The sequence below is a fragment of the Bacillus sp. RB3 genome (genome assembly GCF_030164735.1).
Classification (GTDB): Bacteria; Bacillota; Bacilli; order Bacillales; family Bacillaceae_G; genus Bacillus_A; species Bacillus_A cereus.
On record NZ_JASNGE010000021.1, the window covers coordinates 37166 to 56096 of the forward strand.

Sequence of the window (18931 nt, forward strand, 5' to 3'; positions counted from 1 at the left end):
GGTATCAAAAAAAGAAAAGAGGGACGAGAATATGGGGAAAGACTATCGTAAAACAGCAGAGGAAGTGTTGCAGTATATTGGTGGGAAAGACAATATTGAACAAGCTGCACACTGTGTAACGAGGCTCCGTATCGCTTTAAAAGATGAAAGTAAAATAGATAATGATAAATTACAGTCTGTTTCATTAGTGAAAGGAGCGTTTCATAACGCTGGTATATTTCAAGTTGTAATTGGTCCAGGGGATGTAGATCGTGTTTACGCTGAATTGATAACGCTTGCAGGTATGAAAGAATCGACTGTAGCTGACGTAAAAGACTCTGGAAATCAGAAGTTAAATCCAGCTCAAAAGTTTGTGAAAATATTTTCGGATGTATTTATGCCGATATTACCAGCGATCGTAACAGCTGGTTTACTAATGGGTATTAACAATCTATTAGGGGCAAAGGACTTATTTTTTGATGGGAAAAATTTATTAGATGTTTATCCGAACTTAGGCGGGCTTTGGGATTTAATTAATATGATGGCCAATACAGCATTCGTATTCTTACCAGCACTTGTCGGGTGGTCAGCAACGAAGCGTTTTGGTGGTAGTCCAATACTAGGGATTGTTATGGGATTAATGCTTGTGCACCCGGCCTTATTAAACGCTTGGGACTATGGAAAAGCAGCGACTGGTTTAGAGGGTCAAAAGATTGAGTACTTCAATATTTTAGGACTGTTCCAAATTGAGAAGGTAGGATATCAAGGACAAATTTTACCTGTTTTAGTAGCAGCATTTGTATTAAGTAAAGTGGAAATTTTCTTAAAGAAACATGTACCAAATGCAATTCAATTATTAGTTGTACCAATTACAACAATCGTTGTGACAGGTGTGTTAGCATTAGGAATTATCGGTCCGGTTACACGTCATATTGGAGATTTATTAACAGTAGGATTAGTAGGTGTATATGAAACAGTACCAGTAGTTGGAGCAGTATTATTTGGAGCGTTATATGCACCGCTTGTAATTACAGGTATGCATCATATGTTTATTGCAATTGATTTACAATTGATTGCACAACATGGCGGTACATTTATTTGGCCGATGATCGCTCTTTCTAACATTGCGCAAGGTAGTGCGGCACTTGCGATGTTCTGGATTTCTAAAAATCAAAATGATAAAAGTATGGCATCAACATCAGCCATTTCAGCATACTTCGGTATTACAGAACCAGCGATGTTTGGTGTGAATTTACGAAATAAGTTCCCGTTCTATGCAGCGATTATAGGGTCTGCTGTGGCAGCGATATTCATTACATTAAATGGTGTATTAGCACCTGCTATCGGAATTGGCGGATTGCCAGCATTTATTTCTATCATTCCGAAATCGATTCCAATGTTTATTGTAGGAATGATTATTGCAGTTGTAATCCCATTTACTTTAACATGGTTATTTGCAAAAAGAGTCAAACAGAAGTAGGAGGAAGTTAAACATGAAGGATTGGCATAAAAGTGTAGTCTATCAAATTTATCCGAAGAGCTTTAATAGTTATTACAATAGAGAAACTGGTGATATAAAAGGGGTTACAGAGAAACTAGATTATTTAAAAGAACTCGGAGTGGATTATATATGGTTAACACCGATATACCAATCACCACAAAATGATAATGGATATGATGTAAGTGATTACTACAGCATTGATCCATCTTACGGAACGATGGAAGAGTTTGAAGAACTTTTAGCAGAAGCGAAACTACGTAACATTGAGATTATGCTTGATATTGTTGTAAATCATAGTTCGACTGAACATAAGTGGTTTAAAGAAGCGAAGGAAGATAAAAATAGTCCATATCGTAATTACTATATTTGGCGTGATGAAAAAAATAATTGGCAGTCTAAGTTTGGTGGATCTGCTTGGAAATATGATGAGAAGACGGAGCAATATTATTTACATTTATTTGATGAAACACAAGCTGATTTAAATTGGGAAAATGAAAAACTTCGTGAAGAAGTATATGATATGATGCGTTTTTGGCTGGATAAAGGGGTAACAGGATTCCGATTAGATGTCATTAACTTAATTTCAAAAGACCAATGTTTCTTAAACGATGAAGGCAGTACTGCGACAAGTGATGGACGCAAGTATTATACAGATGGTCCGCGTATTCATGAATATTTACAAGAGATGAACCGAAATGTTTTTGCAGGAAAAGATGTAATTACAGTTGGAGAAATGTCATCTACGACAATTGATAATTGTATTAAATATTCTAATCCTGAGCGTAATGAATTAAGCATGACGTTTAGTTTCCATCATTTAAAAGTAGATTATCCGAATGGTGATAAGTGGACGAAAGCAGAGTTTGATTTTATTAAATTAAAAGAGATTATGTCTAACTGGCAAATTGAAATGCAAAAGGGCGGAGGATGGAATGCGTTATTTTGGTGTAATCATGACCAGCCTCGCATCGTGTCACGCTTTGGTGATGATGGAAAGTACCGAAACAAATCTGCAAAAATGTTAGCGACAGCCATGCACATGCTGCAAGGAACGCCTTATATTTACCAAGGGGAAGAAATCGGTATGACGAATCCTAAATTTGAGTCCATCGAGCAATATCGTGATGTAGAATCGTTAAATATATACGATATAAAGCTAAAAGAAGGGCTATCAAAAGAAGAGATTATAGGGATTTTAAAGCAAAAATCTCGTGACAACTCTCGCACTCCGATGCAGTGGAATGAAGAGAGGAACAGTGGTTTTACAACAAGTACACCTTGGATTTCAGCGGCTGAAAATTTTAAAGAAATAAACGTAGAGAAAGCATTAGAAGATAAAGAGTCCGTATTTTATCATTATAAAAAGTTAATAGAGCTTAGAAAAACGTATGATGTAATTACAGAAGGAGAATATGCTATTTTGGATAAAAATGATCCTAAAATTTGGGCATATACTCGTACTACAGAAAGTGAAGTACTACTTGTTATAAATAACTTCTATGGAGAAGAAATAACGTATTCAGTACCAGCGCACGTTCAGTTAGATGGAATGAAACAAGAAGTACTACTGTCGAATTATAAAGATGCCAGCAAGGATATTGCAAAACTTAACTTAAGACCATATGAATCAATTGTGTATCGATATACGAAATAAAAAGGTTGTATGCCCGAGCGGCATACAACCTTTTATTTTAGGACACCACTGTACAAAATGTTTACCTCTACCTCAGGTTTGAATTTTACTTTTGCATAATCTTTATTCCAATTTTTCTTCTTCCATAAGTCAGGGTGATAGGCGATAAGGTGTCTGCCGATACCGAAAGCATCACAGTTTGCTTTTTGTAACTTTTTCGTTATCTTTTTAGCTTCTTTCGTAAGTTGTGTAGACAATTCTTTATTTAGTTTTTTTCTTTCATCCATTTTGTAAAGATTATCTCTCGGAGCTTCAAGCGCTATAACTTTTAGTTGGAGCTTAATGTGAGCATAAACATTTCCTTTTTTATCTGTTGTTATTTTTAAGTCGCGTTTTAACTTTCGATTGCTAATTTCCATTGTTAAATAATCAGATGTTTTCTCTGATTCATCGCTAGTAAGCTTTTGGGTTATACGGGCACTTGTTCCCATTTTTCCGGTTAATAATACGAATAAAACAGATTGTTTCAAAGGTAAATGCCCAGTTAATTTATCATTATTAAATAAAGCTAGACCGTTTGTAATCACTTCTTTTCCTTTTATTTTTATAGAAGGGAGGGTAAAGTCTTTACCGGGATCTAACATTTTTGTAGCAGCTGTTTCTAAAGTTTCTTTTGGAAACACACTCATATCTTCTAAACTTTTCACTTTTTTCTTTAGAAAATCTCCAATTAGTAAATTTCCTACTTTCTTTTTTTCTAGTATCTCGGATGTTTCACCATCTACTGCAATAAGTTTTACTAAAGCAGTTGGGTTTGTTGGGTCCCGAAAGCTGACATCTAAATAAGGTAATATACCTTTTTTTAGGATTTTGGTTCCGAGTAATTGAACGCCATATTTAAAATAGCGAATATTCCCAGTCACATTTTTTTTTAAGGAATCGCTTGTATCCCTTATGTTATGCCCGTTTGCTGAATGTATTTCATTCTCGAATGAAGATTGCTCGCCGCTTGAACTTTTTACGAGTTCAAGCGTTTGCTGAAGTTTATTCTCTTCCGTAATATCATAACCAATGCTATAAGCTAATCTGGCTTCTCTTAATGGCTCTTGATCCCAACAGCCAGAAAGGAGGGAACTAGTACATAATATAAAAAGTAATTTAACTCTTTTTTGGAACATACTGTTCTCCTTTCTTATTTCTTATTTCTTATTTCTTATTACTGAATAAAGTAGAAATAAAAGAGGGAGGACAACGATGAAAATATACGTGAACTTATCAGTGAAAGTTGAAATTACTTTTAATTCTTCAGGTGTATCTATAAATAAGGCTACACTAAAAGCAATAATACCGACGATTGGAACAGCTTTTTTATGATTAGCAAGATTGAATATATGCCCAACTCCGATTGAAGCAGCGCAATAATAACTAGCAATAGAAGCCACAACTGTTATCATCCATATTGGTATAAATAGTAAATCAGTCCGGTCTATAATCCCGATATGCAAGGAGCGTAATAAGTAAGCAACTGGTTCTGGAATAAGCTCGATTTGTTTTGGGCTAAATACGATATAGCAAATCCAAACAGTAAAAGTATAAAAAAGAGTTACAAATCCGTTAGCGATAGAAATTGCCTTTAGTTTTGCCACAGAACTCCCGTTTACTTTTGGGAAAGCGATAAGAATAATTTCAAAACCATACATAGCTGTAATTGTTTCTTTGGATGCTTGAATAATATTCCACCATCCAGCTTCTGTAATTGGAAAAATATAAGAAAAGTCAGCCCGTGAGAGCCCAAGTCCAATTAAAAGTGCCATTGGGAAAATAAGAATAGAAGCCATGACATAAAATCGTACAATTACTTTAAATGTATTATAGGCTACATAGCAACAAGCTATTGTAAATAGGATGAGAATGGCAGACCAAGGAGTGGCTTGTAATATCCAAACTTTAATGACGTTACAAGCATTCAACATAACCGTCATACCGATAAGGGTAAAATAAAAAACATAAGAAAAACCTAATAGTTTTCCAAACTTATTACCAAATAGCATACAAACACTTTCATACATATCTGCATCAGGAAATCTTTTTAAGAAAAACCACATAAGTAAAATGATAAGTTGAATCGCAAGCCCAGCGATGAGAGCAGAAATCCATCCGCCACCTTTTGCTATCGGATGAAGACGGTTAGGTAGAGATAGTATACCGACCCCAATTTGGCATTGAATAACGAAAAAGGTAAATTGAACAAGTGAAATTTTACTTTGCGTGTTTGTCACCGTCCTCATCCTCTCTCGTTACATGTTGGCGTTGCATTTTTTTCGGTTTTGGATCATGTGGCCGTTCCCAAAATGACCAAATTGGTAGTCTTACAAAAGAATCTTTCATATCTTTGATCCGCATTGGAGCAACAGGAGAAAGATATGGTGTATGAAACGAATGAAGCTGACATAAGTGAACGAAAGTTATAATGAGACCGAATGATATTCCTACATATCCGAATATGGCAGCAAGAATCATTAATGGAAAACGAAGAATCCGAACTGCTGAACTCATATCGTTTGATGGAACGAGAAAAGATGAGATTGCAGTTAAAGCTACAACGATAATCATTGTGTAAGAAACAAGTCCAGCCTTTACAATCGCATCACCAATTACTAAACCACCTACAATGCCGATTGTTTGTCCAACTCTGCTCGGCAAGCGAATACCAGCTTCCCGTAATAACTCGAAAATTAGCTCCATTAAGAGAGCTTCAAAAATAGGAGGAAGTGGTACTTTCTCTAATGAGGCTTTAATTGTATACACAAGTTCAAGCGGCAATACATCAGGATGAAAGGCTACGGTTGCGATATATATAGCTGGTAAGAGAAAAGCAATCAAGAAACTCACTAAGCGAATCATTCGGACGAAAGAACCGACAATCCAGCGGTTATTATAATCATCTGGTGATTGATAGAAAGCAAATAACGTAACAGGAACGATAAGCGCTGTTGGATCTCCATCAGATAAAATAGCAACTCGTCCTTCCATTAAATTTGCTGCGACTCTATCTGGACGCTCTGTATTTAATTGCTGCGGAAATGGGGAGAAAGACGTATCCTCTATAAATTCTTGTATATATCCTGGAGGCATAAGTGCATCTGTCTTAATCGTTTGTAACCTTCTTTTTACTTCTGTAACTAAATTGTCATTAGCTATGTTTTGCATATAAGCAATTGCCACTTTCGTGTGCATTTCTTCGCCAAGTGTGAAATATTTAACGACGACATTTGGACTTTTTATGAGCTTACGAATGGAAGCTAAATTGGTTGCTAAATCTTCTACAAAACCAGTATGTGGTCCACGGACAATACCTTCATTATCTGGCTCTGTTATATCTCTCTTTAAAGATAAAGCCGTTTCGAAAATACAAAAACTGTCGACGTGTTCATGAAAATATAAGGATTTTCCTTGTAATAAAAGTTGTATCCCATAATTTAAATTCGTTTCTTTTTTCATATTTAATGTGGAAAAAGCTTTATCTAAAGCTAAGTCTGATCGTGTCAATAAAGGCTCAAGGGCTAACTGATGAATTAGATTTGGATCTGCTAAAGATTCAATATATAAGATTGTTCCTTTTCCGTTTTGAAAAGGGAAATCTAATTTTTTTATATCATCAGAATGAGAAAGTTTATTTTCAATGTAATTAATGTTCTCCGGAAGTGATGGAAACATATGCTTTTGTTTTTTACTCTCTTGTTGTTCTTTTTTCTCTGTCATACTTTCCACCTCTTTTAAAGTGCAATTGTTTCTGTTAATTTTTGTCGTTTGTGAGAAATTTATGCTTGAATTATTTTAAAAAAAGAGGATTGAAGGTTACGTTACATTGTCTTTTGTGCATTATTCAATTTCATAGCAGTACTTCTAACATTTGTGTCGAATTAAGAAGATATATAGGAGGGATATATATGGAAATAGCTGTAGAACGTGTTTTTACGAAAGAGATTTTAAAAAGAGCAGCGAATTTGTTTCATGTAACAGTGGAAGAAAAGCCACTTGGAGATTTTGAGAATTATATTTTTAAGGCGAAGGGTGATAATGATGAAGATTACGTATTACGTTTAACACATTCTTCTCATCGTTCTAAACAAGAGGTAGAGGCTGAACTAGATTTTTTACGATATGTTGCGGAGAATGGGGCAAAGGTAGCAGGACCTCTTTATTCAACGTCTCGAAATCTCGTAGAAGAAATCGTAGCAGAGGATGGAACGTTCTTTTTCGCTTCTTTATTTACATATGCAAAAGGTGAGCAAGTAAAAGGAGCAGAATCGCCTTATTGGGGCGAGCCTCTCTTTGAAGCATGGGGAAAAGCGATTGGGCAACTGCATCGCCTTACAATGGAATATCCTAAAACAGACTACCGTGATACGTGGGAAGAAGACGAAAGTGGAATTGTTAATGAATTAGAAGATGGTCAAGTGAAAAAGATTGCAGCGGTACTAATGGATGAAATTAAGGCCCTTCCAGTTGAAAGAGAAACGTTCGGTCTTATGCACGGTGATATCCATCAAGGTAATTTTCATTATGATGGTAAAGAGCTAACAATCTTTGATTTTGATGATGCGGCTTATAATTACTTTATACATGATTTAGCGATGGTTCTATACTACTCTGTTCTATTTACAACGTGGACAGCAGAAGAGAAGACAGATTTTGCTCGTAAACAGTTACAAGTGTTACGAAAAGGATATGAGTATGAGCACAGGCTGGCGGATAGTTGGTATGAATCGTTGCCACTATTTTTGCGTTTACGTGATATAGGTTTATATGGAACGCTTCAGAAGAAGTTTAAAGGGAAAGATATGCCTGATAACTTCTTGAAATTATCAGAAGAGCTATACGAAAGAATTATTAAAAGAGAAGCAATTGTGAATATATAATACATTTAGTTCAAAACAAAGTATATAAAACAAATATATACTTTGTTTTTTTATACAAAAATATGTTTACTTTATTAAAATAATATTGTCCTAGATTCGGTATGCACTTATAATTTTATATATATTCTGAATATTATTTATAAAGAAGGAGGGGGAATGTTGGAAACTTTCGTAAATTGGTTAAATAATATTGTTTGGAGTCCAGCACTTGTTTATTTATGTTTAGGAGTAGGTTTATATTTTTCTATTCGAACGAAGTTTTTACAAGTAAGGCACGTAGGAGAAATGGTGAAGCTGACATTTCAAGGAGAAAAATCAGAGGCTGGTGTTTCTTCATTCCAAGCGTTAGCACTTTCGTTATCAGGACGTGTTGGGACAGGGAATATCGCTGGGGTAGCAACAGCGGTTGCATTCGGTGGACCAGGAGCTGTATTTTGGATGTGGGCAGTAGCCTTTTTAGGGGCAGGATCAGCTTATGTAGAATCAACACTCGCGCAAATATATAAGACGAAACATCAAGGGCAGTTTCGTGGTGGACCTGCTTATTACATCGAAAAAGGTCTAGGAGTTAAATGGTATGCTTTAGTATTCGTTGCAGCGACAATTCTTGCAACAGGACTTTTACTACCAGGCGTACAAGCAAATAGTATTGCTGTAAGTTTAGAAACGGCTTTTGGTATTAATACTACCGCATCAGGGGCTATATTAGTTGTCGTATTAGCTCTTATCATTTTCGGTGGAGTAAAGCGAATTGTTAACGTAGCGCAAGTTGTCGTACCTTTTATGGCAATAGGCTATATTTTAGTAGCTTGCGTCATTGTTGCTATGAATATTGAAAAATTGCCAGAAGCATTTATGTTAATTATAAGAAGTGCATTTGCATTAGAAGCTGCTTTCGGTGGTATTATCGGTTTAGCAATCTCTTGGGGGGTAAAACGTGGTATTTATTCCAATGAAGCAGGACAAGGGACTGGACCACACGCAGCAGCAGCAGCCGAAGTATCACATCCAGCTAAGCAAGGTTTAGTGCAAGCATTTTCCGTTTACATTGATACATTATTTGTTTGTTCAGCAACAGCATTTATGATGATTATTACAGGCATGTATAACGTATTTGATGCAAGCGGAAAAAACTTTATCGTTAATAAACTAAATGGTGCTCAGCCAGGACCAGGATATACACAGGCGGCGGTAGAATCTGTTTTCCCTGGATTTGGAAACGGTTTCGTTGCAATCTCGTTATTATTCTTCGCGTTTACAACAATTATGGCGTATTACTACATTGCAGAAACGAATATTGCGTACTTAAATCGTGATAAAGACCGTCCTTGGATGTCTATGGTACTAAAGTTTGTATTTTTAGGAGCTGTATTCTATGGATGTATAAAAACAGCAGCAACGGCTTGGGCTTTAGGCGACATTGGGGTAGGAATTATGGCATGGGTAAATATCATTGCGATTTTACTATTACAAAAACCTGCATTAGTCGCATTAAAGGATTATGAAAAACAGAAAAAAGAAGGAAAAGATCCAGTATTCGATCCAGGGCCATTAGGAATTAAAAATGCTGATTTTTGGGAGCATGAATACGGGAAAGATAAGAAAGAAGAAGTATCTTAACAGAATAGAAATGAAGAAGCAAAGGGGAAACTCTTTGCTTTTTTTTATGGACAAATTGAAGCTAAAAGTTATTTTTGGGACTATTTTTGAATATAAAAAGAATGTACATGCATTGTTAGGGGAAGGGGGAGTATGTTGATAGAATTTCGTAATGTAAATAAATATTATGGTAACTTTCAAGTTTTGAAAAATATTAATGTGCAAGTGAAAAAAGGCGAAGTGGTAGTAGTTGTCGGGCCTTCAGGATCAGGAAAAAGTACATTGCTTCGATGTATAAATCAATTAGAGGCAATTACAGATGGAGAATTAATTGTACAAAATACAGAGGTACACAATAAAAAAACGGACATGAATGAATTGCGGCGAAATATTGGGATGGTCTTTCAACATTTTTATTTATATCCACATAAAACGGTTCTTCAAAATATTACATTAGCACCGATTAAAGTAAATAAAGTTTCCAAAGAAGAAGCAGAGAAAACAGCAATGTTTTATTTAGAGAAAGTAGGAATCCCGGAGAAGGCTAACGTATATCCACATCAATTATCCGGAGGACAACAGCAACGGGTGGCAATTGCTAGAGGACTTGCAATGCAGCCGGAAATTATGCTATTCGATGAGCCTACGTCTGCTCTTGATCCAGAGATGATTGGAGAGGTACTTGATGTTATGAAAGCACTGGCTAAAGAAGGGATGACAATGGTCGTTGTCACGCATGAAATGGGATTTGCTAGAGAGGTAGCAGATAGGATCTTATTTATGGATGATGGTCAAATTATTGAAGATACAACACCGGCGCACTTTTTTGCAAACCCTGAACAAGAAAGAGCTCGTTTATTTTTAAGTCGGGTGCTAAATCATTAGAGGAGGAATTTCATGCTTAAAATGAAAAAATTATTTACTTTAATCGTATTTTCATGTTTATTTGTGCTTGTTGTTGCTGGTTGCGGAAGTAAGAAAGATGAGGCAAAGGAAACAAATACGAAGCAAGGCGGGGCTGTTGAGCAAATTAAGAAACGAGGGAAATTAGTAGTTGGGGTGAAGAATGATACGAATTTATTTGGATTAAAAAATCCTTCAACAGGGCAGGTAGAAGGATTCGATGTTGATGTCGCGAAGGCACTTGCGAAAAAGATTCTTGGAGATGAAAAGAAGCTAGAGCTGAAAGAAGTAACGTCTAAAACACGTATTCCAATGCTGAAAAATGGTGATATTGATGCAATTATTGCAACAATGACAATTACGGAAGAACGCAAAAAAGAAGTGGATTTTTCAGATGTATATTTTAAAGCAGGACAATCGTTACTTGTGAAAAAAGGAAGCAATATTAAGAGTGTCGATGATATAAAACAAGGCGTTAAAGTATTAGCTGTAAAAGGGTCAACATCTACAAATAACATTCGTCAAAAGTCACCAGAAGCGACTGTATTAGAGTTTGAAAATTATAGTGAGGCATTTACAGCGTTAAAGGCAGGTAAAGGTGATGTGTTAACGACAGATAATGCGATCCTTTACGGAATGGCAAAACAAGATTCTAATTATGAAGTAGTAGGAAAAATTTTCACAGATGAACCGTATGGAATTGCAGTGCAAAAAGGGGCAGATGATTTAACGAAAGAGATTAATACTTTAATTAAAGACATGAAAGCAAGCGGAGAGTATGACAAATTATATGAGAAATGGATTGGACAAAAACCAGAAAAGTAGATAGTAAAAGTGAGAGGATGAGAGTACTCATCCTCTTCTTGTAAAGAAAGAGGGGAGAATATGTGCCTGATTTTTCTATATTAACGAATAACATTGATATGTATTTAGAAGGATTTAAATATACAGTTATGTCTAGTGTAATTGCATTGATAGGTAGTTTTATTTTAGGAGTAATTTTGGCAGTAATGCGTATTGCACCTATTCGTATTTTAAATTGGATAGGATCAGCTTTTGTGGAGTTTGTAAGAAATATTCCACTCGTATTAATTGCATTTATATTCTATTTTGCTTTACCTGTAATAGGAATTACTTTAAATGGTTTTGTAGCAGGAACAGTTACGCTTACGGTATATACGGCAGCTTTTATTGCAGAAGTAATTCGCGCTGGTATTTTATCAGTTGCGAAAGGGCAGATGGAAGCTGCTCGCTCTTCAGGGCTAACGTATGTGCAGGCGATGTATTATGTTGTCTTACCCCAAGCAGTGAAAATTGTAATTCCCCCTTTAGGAAACCAGTTTCTCAATTTAGTTAAAAACTCCTCAATACTTGGAATTATTGCTGGTGCTGATTTAATGTATCAAGGAGATTTAATTTCAACGAAGACGTTTGTTACGTTTGATGTTTATATATTTGTCGGGATGTTTTATTTAATATTAACAATTCCGCTCAGTATGCTAGTGCGTTATTTAGAAAAACGCTTAGCAAAGGAGGCGGTGTAAATGGATTTCAAGGGAGCAATTACAGGAGATCATATTCTATTTTTATTAAAAGGATTACTTATAACATTAGAGGTAGCGCTCATAGCAATTGTACTTAGTTTTATTATTGGAAGTGTAATCGGTATATTGCGCTACACGAAAATACCTGTCGTCTCACAAATATTAGGAGTTATAGTTGAAGTGATTCGAAACTTACCACTACTGTTAATTATATTTTTCACGTATTTTGCACTTCCAGAAGCAGGCTTGAAATTAGAAATTATAACAGCTGCAATTGTTGCTTTAACAATATTTGAGGCAGCAATGATATCTGAAATTGTTAGAAGTGGTTTATTGTCTATTGAAAAAGGGCAGGTTGAAGCCGCAAGATCTTCGGGATTAACTTACGTGCAAGCGCTTTGGCATATTATTTTGCCACAAGCATTAAGGAGAATGGTTCCGCCGCTTGTCAGTCAATTTATTTCATTGCTGAAGGATACGTCGCTAGCGGTTGTTATATCACTCCCTGAGCTTATGCATAATGCTCAAATTATTAGCGGGCAAAATGTGAATTACATGATTCCAACATTTATATTAGTAGCTTGTATGTACTTTATCGTAAATTATAGTTTATCAATTTTATCGAGAAGATTAGAACTTCGTTGACTCTTACAATATATGTAAGGGTTTTTTCCTTGTTTCTCCTTATTTTCCTCTAAATAGAATCTGAATCTTGCAATAATTCGATTTTTATATTATTTTATCAGAAAAGTTTTAATTTTATATAGAAAATGTAATCGCTTTCGTGTATATTTTTATTATCAGAAAATTTTAACAAGATATAGGGGTATTGGTAGGGGGAGGATTTAGATGCAGCAACCAACGAATGAGAAATTACATCGTACGATGAAGAGTAGACATTTATTTATGATCGCACTTGGTGGTGTAATCGGAACTGGTTTCTTCTTAGGTTCAGGTTACACCATTAATCAGGCTGGACCAGGGGGAGCCATCCTTTCATATTTAGTAGGCGGATTTATTATGTATTTAACAATGCTTTGTCTTGGAGAGTTAACGGTAGCAATGCCAGTTTCAGGTTCTTTCCAAAAGTATGCGACGAAGTTTATTGGACCAGGAACGGGTTTTATGATCGGCTGGCTATATTGGCTTGGCTGGGCAGTAACAGTAGGACTAGAATTAACGTCAATCGGTTTAATGATGAAAAGATGGTTTCCAAATGTTGATGTTTGGGTATGGTGCCTTGTATTCGGCGTTATTTTATATGCTTCAAACGCAATTTCGGCGAAAAGTTATGCCGAATTAGAATTTTGGTTCTCTAGTATTAAAGTAATTACAATTCTTGCATTTGTCGTTCTTGGTGGGAGTGCATTATTAGGGTTTATATCATATGACGGAAAAGAAGCAGCACCTCTTTTCTCTAACTTTGTAAGCGATGGTGGATTATTCCCGAATGGACTAGCTGCCGTATTACTTACAATGATTACAGTTAACTTCTCGTTCCAGGGAACAGAGTTAATCGGGATTGCAGCGGGAGAAAGTGAAAATCCAGAAAAAACAATTCCACGTGCGATCCGTAATACAGTATGGCGCATTATGTTATTCTTCATTTTAACAATGACGATTTTAGTAGGATTAATTTCTTGGAAAGAAGCAGGCGTAATTGAAAGTCCATTCGTAGTCGTATTTGATAAAATTGGTATTCCATACGCAGCTGATATTATGAATTTCGTTATTATTACTGCGTTATTATCTGTAGCGAACTCTGGATTATATGCAGCGACGCGTATACTATGGTCACTTGCAAATGAGGGAATGGCACCAACTTCCTTCCAGAAAGTAAATAAGCGTGGTATTCCAATTACAGCGCTAGTCGTAACGATTGCGGTAGCTGGATTATCTCTATTCACAAGTTTCCTTGCAGAAGATACAGTATACATGTATTTATTATCGATAGCTGGTTTATCGGCTGTTTCAAGTTGGATCATTATTGCTCTATCGCAACTTCGCTTTAGAAGTCAGTATATAAAGGGCGGAGGAAAGTTAGAGGACTTAAAGTATAGAACACCACTATACCCGATTGTTCCAATTTTAGCTTTAATTACAAATAGCATCGTTGTTATTAGTTTAGCGTTTATTCCTGAACAAAGAATGGCGTTATACTGTGGTATTCCATTTATCATTTTCTGCTATATATATTATTATATTAGTAAGAAACGGCAGAAACGGATGAAAGTGGAGATGGAAAAAACAAATGAAACTAACAATCAAACACGATGATATAGAAGCAGATTTATCGTATGGTCAATTAGCGATTGGAAAAGAAAACGGGTATTCACCGTTACAATTACTCATTTCTTCTATCGCAGGATGTAGTGCAATTGTCTTTCGAACAATTTTAGAAAAGAAACGTATTCCATACGATACGTTTACAATCGAAACTGAAGTTGGTAGAAGTGAAGCTTTATCGAAGCCAGTTGAAAGTGTTCATTTGCACTATAAAATTAAAGCACAAAATGTTACAGAAGAGCAGCTGGACAAGGCGCTGCAACTTGCAGTGAAAAATTGTACGATTGTTCAATCTGTAAAAGATAGTATAAAGGTTACGGAAACAATTGAACTAATAAAATGAAACATAAAAACGTGAGAATACGGCTCTCACGTTTTTATGTTTTTAATAAAGGGGGAAATATGATGGAATGTTTAGGGTGTAAATTAGCAGGCGGAGAGGAAATTATATATAAAATATATGAAGATGATTATGTAACTTGCTTTTTAGATCATGCGCCTTTCTACCCAGGACATACTTTAATTGTGCCAAAGCAACATGTTGTAGAAGTAGACGAATTAGATGATGTTGTAGCAAAATCCGTTATGGATGCTTCTAAGCTTATTGCAAAAGCGATTAAGATAGTATATAAACCTGACGGAGTTACAGTTTGTCAAAATGGTGGAGTATTTAACGAGTTAACACATTATCATATGCATGTCGTACCAAGATATAAAGAGCGTTCGTTTGCTGAGTTTTATATGGTACAACCGGGAGAAAAGAAGAATCATAACTTGGAAGAGACAAAGAATTTGTTAAAAGAAGCGATAGAGCATATGCTGCTTACTGAAAAGGCGTAGCGGTCAGGAAAATTCTAATATTAAAAAGCCCAATTTCTCAGTTAAAATAGAGAAATTGGGCTTTTGTTTATTCTATTATTAAATTTTATACATAAAAAGATTTTGCAGTGTCACAAAGTATAGCGCTTATTCGTTATATAGAGTGAGAGGAGGAATTATATGAAAGTTACAAACAACGATTATGAAAAGATGGAAGAGCTATATGAGTTGTATGAACAAAAGATTTATTATGTAGCGTATTCTATTTTAAATAATATTCAACAGGCTGAAGATGCGGTTCAAGAGACGTTTATTACTCTTTATAAGAACTTGGAAAAGCTCCATAGCTTGGCTACTCAAGAGCTTAAACGCTACATTTTGAGGGTCGCGAAAAACAAGGCGATTGATAGTTACCGGAAAAACAAACGACATGAAACATTTTTAGAAGAATATGAAAGAGAATCAACAGAAGCAGTAGATGAAAATATTGAAGAGTGGGAAAAACGTAAAATGTCTGAGGTTCAAATTGATGCATTGTTAAAAGAGTTAAATGAGTCTAATAGACAGGTGTTTAAGTACAAAGTCTTCTATAACTTAACGTATCAAGAAATTTCAAGTGTCATGGGGATAACGGAGGCAAATGTCCGCAAGAAGTTTGAACGCGCTCGAAAACGAGTCCAAAATATGATAGGAGGTATACAACATGACGAATTCAAAGAACTCCAAAGAAATATATGAACTTGCTGAAAAAATTGCTTTAGATGATTTTGATAAACTTGAAGAACAACATGAATTTTCACATACATATACGCGCAAAAAGAAATTGTTTATGGAGGAAATGAAGCTGCAAGATGGACAACCGCTGAAAAAGCGTAAAAGACATCGTATGTTAATCGCTGCTGCTTGCTTATTAATCGGCATGCCGACAACCGTTTTTGGAGCAGTAAAAGTCTATAATATGATCGTTCAAAAACAAAATTATGAAGTAAATATTTCAGTAACAAATAAGGACTCGAAAAAGGCTGATAAGTGGTATAAGCTGAAAATCGATAAATTACCAGAAAATATGGAAGCAATTGATGACTCTGCTATGAAATATTCCTTTAAAGATAACTACGCAATGGGTGGATTTTCATTCGTTCTTTGGAGAGTAGGAGGGAATTCAGATTTTCCAACTCTGTACTCGAAAAATTATGAAGAAAAAGAGATAAATGGTAAGAAGGCAGTAATTGTCCATAGAGAAAATGGTAATAAAGATTTAATGTTTAATAGAGTAATTTTTCTCTATTTTGAGGAAGAAGGAATTATGTTACAAAGTTATATTGGAAATGATATAAACGAAGAACAAATGATAGATGTGCTAGGGAGCATTTCACTTGAGCCCACGTCAAAAGAAAAGTCATCATATATAAGCGATTATGATAAAAAGTATTTTAGCCAAGAAAGTAAAACAACTAAGGTAATTCCTTTGAAGAAGGATAGCAAACGACTATTTCATATAGGGCAAAAGGCTCCAGTAACGATATCTATGGATAACAGTCAAATTGAATATGTGATAGAAAAAGTTGAAGCCTTTGATTCAATCAAAGATTTTAAACAAGAGAACTTTAATGAACTTGGCCTAGAGATATTAAGCAAGAATAAGGCTTTAGATCAGACGGGAAAATTACTATCATACAGACGAGATGAATATAAATTAGGGAATGGTAAAGATTCAATTGATACATTAGTAGATTCGAAATTAGTTAATGTTAAATTTGTCTACTTAACAACAACAGTGAAAAATATTGGCAAAAAGTCGACAGAAGAAATCTATATGCATCCATCCATAAAACAGCTTAAATTTGAAGGGAATGCATGGAAATACGCTAAAGAAGAGGGAATGGACGCAACGCGTATTATGACAGGTGAAGTTGATTATTTAGAACCTCACGGAGATGGAAAAAGTTTTTACAATATTGGCAGTATCACACCAGGAGAAACGGTAAAAGTTAATTTAGGTTATTTTGTAGATGAAGATAAACTAGACTCAATCTTCCTTGATGCTTTCAATTACAGAGGGAATGGTGGCACTGAAAATATGAATGCGGAATATCGTTGGTGGATTGATATTCGTCAATAGTAACAAAGAGACTAAAAAGCTGCTTATATTTAGCAGCTTTTTTCGTCTCCATACATATGTAAAATTTCTTTCGCACGTATACGTAAAACATCTATCAATTCTGTCGGTTCTAACACTTGTGCATCTTTTCCAAGTCTATAAAATAAAGGGGTAATAAAGTTAATTTCACCTTTATCAATTGTTGAATGTATATATCCTGAACCGTCTTCGTTTACTACTACGAATTCTTCAAGGTAAGGAACGCTTTTACATTGGCGTACACCTTCTGTCGTTAATAAAACATGTAATTGGATAGGAATGTTTATGACGTTAGAGTTAGAGTCGAACCATTCTTCTAAATTCATGAACGTATCTTTATTTTCTTCTGTTGATAATAAAGAAAGAATACGATCAACGCGATACAGTAATACTTTTTTTCTACTGAAGTCATAGGATGGTAAGTACCATAGCCCGTCATGAGCGTATACACCGATAGGATGAACGTGTTTTGTTTTTATCCCCGATTTAGATTCGTATTGAAAGTGTAAATTTTTATTTTCAATAGCCGCAGTTAATACTTCGTTTAAAAGAGGTGTATCAATCGTTCTCTTTGGATTCCAAAAAGCAATATAAGAGCGTATTTTATCAACTTTCGTTTTTGCATCATGTTGTAGAGAGCTATACAGTTTATGCGTAACGGAATTAATTTCTGTGTTAAAAGGTAAGTTTCTGTAGTAGCTTAAAGATTGAAATGCAAAAAAGATGGAGACTGCTTCTTCTTCTGTAAATAAAATAGGCGGAATGATTCTATTTGTTAATACTTTATATCCTCCGTTACGCCCCTGTTCTGCATAAATAGGTAAACCCATATCACTTAAATCTACAATGTATCTATGGACAGTACGAACGGAAATATTAAATTCATCAGCTATTTCTTGAGCTGTAAATGTCTTTTTGGCAGAAGCAAATATAAGAATATCTAATAAGCGTTTAGCTTTTGACAAATGTATCACCTTTTTCTTTTTAACATGACATAAAGTGTCATGTTTTATTGTTAGTATATTGTTTACATCATAATGTTATCAAGATGAAACACAAGGAGGAAAAGAGATGTCACGTGAAATTGTTTTATTTATAGCCGCTAGTTTGGATGGATATATTGCGAAAGAAAATGATGATTTAGAGTGGTTAATGGAAACTGAAGGAGAGGGAGATAACGGTTATACAGAAATGTATGAAACGATTGATACAATAATTATGGGAAAAAGAACGTACGATTATGTAGTAGAGCATACAGAAACATTCCCGTACTTAGATAAAAAATGTTATGTTTTTTCTAATTCAGAAAAAGGTTCAAACGGAAACGTGGAGTTTGTAAATGAAGATGTAGTAGAGTTTACAAAAAGGTTAAAATCGCAAGAAGGATCTAAAATATGGATGGTCGGTGGAGGGAATCTACTGAGAGAATTCTTTAAGAATAATCTAATTGATGAATATGTTGTCACGATTACCCCTCACATATTAGGTTCTGGAGTTCCGTTATTTCAAGATAAGAATCCGGAAATTAATTTAACTTTAACGGATACGAAACGTTTTGGGCAATTTGTAAATTTATATTATAAAGTAAAATGATAAAGAAACACG

The 18931-nt window shown here is 35.0% G+C and carries 17 protein-coding genes and 1 pseudogene; 14 read left to right on the forward strand and 4 right to left on the reverse strand.

What is annotated here, in order from left to right; translation table 11 throughout:
• The first annotated feature begins 31 nt into the window (after window positions 1-31).
• Together treP and treC are read left to right on the forward strand one after the other, a co-directional pair.
• Window positions 32-1459 (forward strand): PTS system trehalose-specific EIIBC component, encoded by a 1428-nt coding sequence (gene treP, locus QO049_RS21940; protein ID WP_000513942.1) that lies wholly within the window; start codon window positions 32-34, stop codon window positions 1457-1459.
• 13 nt (window positions 1460-1472) lie between these two features.
• Entirely contained in the window at window positions 1473-3134 is a 1662-nt protein-coding gene (gene treC / locus QO049_RS21945) for an alpha,alpha-phosphotrehalase (RefSeq protein ID WP_284489450.1), read from the forward strand.
• 32 nt (window positions 3135-3166) lie between these two features.
• Here the strand turns inward: treC and gerKC are convergent, their stop codons facing one another.
• The 3 genes and pseudogenes from gerKC to gerKA all read right to left on the reverse strand — a co-directional run bounded on the left by gerKC (window position 3167) and on the right by gerKA (window position 6875).
• Entirely contained in the window at window positions 3167-4291 is a 1125-nt protein-coding gene (gerKC, locus tag QO049_RS21950) for a spore germination protein GerKC (protein WP_098567656.1), read from the reverse strand.
• A pseudogene (locus tag QO049_RS21955) lies at window positions 4272-5392 on the reverse strand (GerAB/ArcD/ProY family transporter). Before QO049_RS21955 ends, gerKC begins: the two are co-directional and overlap by 20 nt.
• On the reverse strand, window positions 5373-6875 hold the full coding sequence (gene gerKA, locus QO049_RS21960) for a spore germination protein GerKA (RefSeq protein WP_284489451.1): 1503 nt from the start codon (window positions 6873-6875) through the stop codon (window positions 5373-5375). The pseudogene QO049_RS21955 and the gene gerKA overlap by 20 nt, the downstream one beginning before the upstream one ends.
• Before the next feature lie 188 nt (window positions 6876-7063).
• On the opposite strand from gerKA, the gene QO049_RS21965 reads away from it, so the two are divergent.
• The 11 genes from QO049_RS21965 to QO049_RS22015 all read left to right on the forward strand — a co-directional run bounded on the left by QO049_RS21965 (window position 7064) and on the right by QO049_RS22015 (window position 17308).
• On the forward strand, window positions 7064-8035 hold the full coding sequence (locus QO049_RS21965; protein WP_097797268.1) for a phosphotransferase enzyme family protein: 972 nt from the start codon (window positions 7064-7066) through the stop codon (window positions 8033-8035).
• Window positions 8036-8194: 159 nt separating this feature from the next.
• Complete coding sequence (locus QO049_RS21970) at window positions 8195-9655, forward strand: alanine/glycine:cation symporter family protein (RefSeq protein ID WP_000447396.1); 1461 nt, start codon at window positions 8195-8197, stop codon at window positions 9653-9655.
• A gap of 132 nt (window positions 9656-9787) precedes the next feature.
• Window positions 9788-10519 (forward strand): amino acid ABC transporter ATP-binding protein, encoded by a 732-nt coding sequence (locus tag QO049_RS21975; RefSeq protein WP_050552230.1) that lies wholly within the window; start codon window positions 9788-9790, stop codon window positions 10517-10519.
• A 12-nt stretch (window positions 10520-10531) separates the two neighbouring features.
• Window positions 10532-11362: a glutamine ABC transporter substrate-binding protein GlnH gene (glnH, locus tag QO049_RS21980; protein WP_000916491.1), complete on the forward strand. Its 831-nt coding sequence runs from the start codon at window positions 10532-10534 to the stop codon at window positions 11360-11362.
• A 62-nt stretch (window positions 11363-11424) separates the two neighbouring features.
• Entirely contained in the window at window positions 11425-12081 is a 657-nt protein-coding gene (locus QO049_RS21985) for an amino acid ABC transporter permease (RefSeq protein WP_001112667.1), read from the forward strand.
• A complete protein-coding gene (locus tag QO049_RS21990) occupies window positions 12082-12726 on the forward strand; it encodes an amino acid ABC transporter permease (protein ID WP_000345955.1) in 645 nt (214 codons plus the stop codon).
• A gap of 204 nt (window positions 12727-12930) precedes the next feature.
• On the forward strand, window positions 12931-14358 hold the full coding sequence (locus QO049_RS21995; RefSeq protein ID WP_098219690.1) for an amino acid permease: 1428 nt from the start codon (window positions 12931-12933) through the stop codon (window positions 14356-14358).
• Window positions 14333-14710: an OsmC family protein gene (locus QO049_RS22000; RefSeq protein ID WP_000778830.1), complete on the forward strand. Its 378-nt coding sequence runs from the start codon at window positions 14333-14335 to the stop codon at window positions 14708-14710. The genes QO049_RS21995 and QO049_RS22000 overlap by 26 nt, the downstream gene beginning before the upstream one ends.
• Complete coding sequence (locus tag QO049_RS22005; protein WP_114160371.1) at window positions 14707-15207, forward strand: HIT family protein; 501 nt, start codon at window positions 14707-14709, stop codon at window positions 15205-15207. The genes QO049_RS22000 and QO049_RS22005 overlap by 4 nt, the downstream gene beginning before the upstream one ends.
• A 159-nt stretch (window positions 15208-15366) precedes the next feature.
• The gene (locus tag QO049_RS22010) at window positions 15367-15924 is read left to right on the forward strand and encodes an RNA polymerase sigma factor (protein ID WP_284489452.1); all 558 of its coding nucleotides are present in this window, start codon (window positions 15367-15369) and stop codon (window positions 15922-15924) included.
• Window positions 15890-17308 carry an anti-sigma factor gene (locus QO049_RS22015; protein ID WP_284489453.1) on the forward strand — a complete coding sequence of 473 codons (1419 nt, stop codon included), beginning with the start codon at window positions 15890-15892 and terminating at the stop codon, window positions 17306-17308. Before QO049_RS22010 ends, QO049_RS22015 begins: the two co-directional genes overlap by 35 nt.
• Before the next feature lie 29 nt (window positions 17309-17337).
• On the opposite strand, the gene QO049_RS22020 is transcribed toward QO049_RS22015, so the two are convergent.
• Window positions 17338-18291 carry a helix-turn-helix transcriptional regulator gene (locus QO049_RS22020; RefSeq protein WP_481748635.1) on the reverse strand — a complete coding sequence of 318 codons (954 nt, stop codon included), beginning with the start codon at window positions 18289-18291 and terminating at the stop codon, window positions 17338-17340.
• Between the two features lie 106 nt (window positions 18292-18397).
• Here QO049_RS22020 and QO049_RS22025 point away from each other — a divergent pair, with 106 nt between their 5' ends.
• Complete coding sequence (locus tag QO049_RS22025; protein ID WP_284489454.1) at window positions 18398-18919, forward strand: dihydrofolate reductase family protein; 522 nt, start codon at window positions 18398-18400, stop codon at window positions 18917-18919.
• The last annotated feature ends 12 nt before the right edge of the window (window positions 18920-18931 follow it).